This is a genomic window from Corallococcus sp. CA049B (assembly GCF_003611685.1).
Taxonomy (GTDB): Bacteria; Myxococcota; Myxococcia; order Myxococcales; family Myxococcaceae; genus Corallococcus; species Corallococcus coralloides.
Map to the genome: position 1 here is coordinate 1 of NZ_RAWC01000395.1, position 3,235 is coordinate 3,235.

Here is a 3,235-nt window from a genome sequence, read left to right on the forward strand (position 1 = left end):
GGTGGGAGGTGCCCGCGCTGCTGGCGTTCGCGGCGGTGTTCGTGGGGCTGGCCGCGTTCAGCGTGAGCCGCCGCGAGTAGCCGCAAGCCGTGTGTCGGTGGACTTGCCCGGTGCCTTCCACTACGACGGACGGCACCGCATCACGAAGAATCCTCCAGAGGAGACCGCCTCATGAAGCTGCGTCTGTTTGGCTTGTCGATGGTCGGTGTCGCGGGGCTCCTGGCCCTGCCCGCGTGCAAGAAGGAGGAGTCGCCCGCGCCCCCCGCCGAGCGCCCGGCGGCCCCCACGCAGCAGGCCGTGCCCCCGGCTCCCACGGCGGGAGCGGGGACGGGCGAGGCGGCGGCCCCGGCGGCGCCCGCGGGCAATGGCGTGGTGAAGGGCACGGTGTCGTTCACCGGCACGCCGCCGGTGATGGCGGACCTGGCGCCCAGCGCGGACCCCGCGTGTGACGGGCGGCCGGAGAAGGAGCAGTCCGTGCTGGTGAAGGACGGCAAGCTCCAGAACGTGCTGGTGCGCGTGAAGGGGCCGGTCGCGGGGGCGCCCGCGGCGCCGTCCACTCCGGTGGAGGTGGACCAGGTCAAGTGCACCTACGTGCCGCGCGTGCAGGGCGCGGTGGCGGGCCAGCAGGTGGTGTTCAAGAACAGCGACGGCACGCTGCACAACGTGCGCGGCGTGGTGGGCACGAAGCCCCTGTTCAACGTGGCGCAGCCGCCCATGGGAGCGCCGGTGCAGAAGCCGATGCCCTCGGACTCGGAGGTGATGCGCCTCAAGTGCGACGTGCACCCGTGGATGACGGCCTACGTGGTGAGCAGCCCCAACCCGTACTTCACCACCACCGGCGCGGACGGCGCCTTCACGCTGACGGGCCTGCCCGCGGGCACGTACACGCTGGAGGCGTGGCACGAGACGCTGGGCACGAAGACGGCGGAAGTCACCGTGAAGGACGGCGCGCCCGCGGAGGCGGCGTTCTCCTTCGCCGCGACGGACGCGCAGGCGAAGCAGTAGGCCGTGACGTGGACGACGGGGGCGGCGCATCCGCGCGGCCCCTGAACCCGGCGGAGGGCTTCGTCGCGAAGCCTCCCGCGCGCCCCCGTGCCGGGCACCGTGCGCGAGAAGCGCGGTGCCCTGGAGGCGGGCCGCTCGCCGGCTGTCAGGTGTGCGTGCTGGACGGAGGCCCTGGCGGCCCGGCCTTACGCACCGTGAAGCCCACGCGCGCGCCTCCGGCGGGCCGGTTCTCCGCGAAGGTGTCTCCGCCGTGGGCCTTGGCGATGCGCTGGACCAGCGCGAGCCCCAGCCCCAGCGAGCCGGCCTCGCGCGCCTCGCCGCCCCGGTCCTTGCGGTAGAACGGCTGGAAGATGCGCTTCTCCTCGCCGGGCAGCAGCCCCGGGCCCCGGTCCTCCACGCTGAAGGCCAGGTGCTCCCTCCCGTGCTCCTGGATGCGCAGCGCCTCCACGCCCACGCCGTGCTTGCGCGCGTTGTCGAGCAGGTTCACCAACGCCCGGCCCAGCAGCGTCGCGTCCGCCATCAGCGCCACGTCGTCCGTCTCCGGCTGGAGCAGCGTCGCGGACAACCCCACGCGCTCCAGCGCCTGCGCCGCGAGCATGCCCGCCTCCAGCGCCTTGGGCGTGAGCTGCCCGAAGTCCAGGCGGGAGCTGGCCAGCAGCTCGCCCACCAGCGCGTCCAGCTCCACCACCTCGCGGTCCACCTGGTCCAGCGTGCGCGGGTTGCCCCCGCCGTCGCGCAGTAGCTCCGTCAGCACCCGCAGCCGCGCCAGCGGCGTGCGCAGTTCGTGCGACACCGCCGCCAGCAGCTCGCGCTGATCCGCCAGCTGCTTCTCGATGCGCGCCGCCATGTCGTTGAAGGACTCGGCGAGCACCGCGAACTCCCCGGTGGCGTGGTGGTCCAGGCTCGCCCGCGCGCCCAGCCGGCCCTCGCCCAGCTCCTGCGTGGCCTTCACCAGCGTGTCCACCGGCCGCGCCAGCCGGAACGAGATGCCGCCCGCCGCCGTCCACAGCACCAGCACCGCGATGCCCAGCGGCAGCACGGCGCGCCAGGGGCCCCGCGAGCGGGACTGCAGGTAGCAGGCCTGCAACGACCCCAGCTGCGTGTCCTGCCGCATCACCGGGAGGGTCGCGTCCGGCTTCGAGCACGGGGCGCCGCCCCGGGCCACCACCGCGCCGGACAGGTCCGTCAGCACGACGTCCACGTCCAGGTCGTCGGAGATGCTCCGCATCAGGGCGTCGCGCTCGGCGGGGGCGTCCCACACGTCCGCGAACTGGTGACCCACGAACGCGCGGATGCGCTCCGTCTCCTGCCGCCAGCTGTTGCCGCCCGTCAGGTTCATCACCCACGACACCACCAGCACCGTCACCAGGATGGTGAGCCCGAACATGACGAACAGCCGCCGCCGCAGCCGCGCCTGCACGTAGGAGCCCAGCCGGCCCAGGTGGAACCTGCGCCGGTGGTGGTGGGCATGGGCCTGGGCGTGGCGGCCGAAGCGCCGGTGCAGCTCGGGCCCGCAGCGGTCCTTGTGGGGATGCCAGTGGCCCCAGCCCATCAGGCGCCCTCCTTGGCGAAGACGTAGCCCACGCCGCGCACCGTCTTGATGAGGCGCGTGCCCACGTCCCCCAGCTTCTGGCGCAGGTGGGAGATGTGCACGTCCACCGTGCGCTCGCTCACCACCGTGTCGTTGCGGCCCGCCTCGCCCAGCAGCGCGTCGCGGGGAATCACCCGGCCCGCGCGCCGCACCAGCGCGAGCAGCAGGTCGAACTCCAGGCCCGTCAGCTCCACCGCTCTCCCCTCCACCTTCACCTCGCGCCCGGACACGTCGATGGAGACCCCGCTCGACTCAATCCGGTCCGCCACCGCCGCCGGCTGCGCCCTCCTCAGCACCGCGCGCAGGCGGGCGAGCAGCTCGCGCGGGCCGAAGGGCTTGGGCAGGTAGTCGTCCGCGCCCAGCTCCAGCCCCACCACGCGGTCCGTCTCGTCGCCCTTGGCGGTGAGCATCAGCACCGGGATGCGGCTCTTCGCCCGGATGCGCTTGCACACCTCCAGGCCGTCCATGCCCGGCATCATCACGTCCAGGAGCACGGCGTCGTAGGCGTTCGCCTCCAGCGCCGCCAGCCCCCGGCCCCCATCGGGCGCGTGGCTGACGGTGATGCCGTTCTGCCCGAGGTACTCCGCGAGCAACTCGAACATCCGGGTGTCGTCATCGATGAGCAGGACGCGGGTGGGC

General features: G+C 73.5%; 3 protein-coding genes. 1 reads left to right on the top strand and 2 read right to left on the bottom strand.

The window, feature by feature from the left end; translation table 11 throughout:
- Positions 1-171 precede the first annotated feature (171 nt).
- Positions 172-1,005 (top strand): carboxypeptidase regulatory-like domain-containing protein, encoded by an 834-nt coding sequence (locus D7W82_RS38995; protein WP_120623096.1) that lies wholly within the window; start codon positions 172-174, stop codon positions 1,003-1,005.
- A 145-nt stretch (positions 1,006-1,150) separates the two neighbouring features.
- On the opposite strand, the gene D7W82_RS39000 is transcribed toward D7W82_RS38995, so the two are convergent.
- A complete protein-coding gene (locus tag D7W82_RS39000) occupies positions 1,151-2,557 on the bottom strand; it encodes a HAMP domain-containing sensor histidine kinase (protein ID WP_120623097.1) in 1,407 nt (468 codons plus the stop codon).
- On the bottom strand, positions 2,557-3,235 hold a 679-nt coding region (locus D7W82_RS39005), incomplete at its 5' end, for a response regulator transcription factor (RefSeq protein WP_147439772.1). The genes D7W82_RS39005 and D7W82_RS39000, both read right to left, overlap by 1 nt.

Excerpts from the sequence above, each read along its gene's own strand:
- D7W82_RS38995 (WP_120623096.1), top strand. The coding sequence starts at position 172 with ATGAAGCTGCGTCTGTTTGGCTTGTCGATGGTCGGTGTCGCGGGGCTC.
- D7W82_RS39000 (WP_120623097.1), bottom strand. The coding sequence starts at position 2,557 with ATGGGCTGGGGCCACTGGCATCCCCACAAGGACCGCTGCGGGCCCGAG.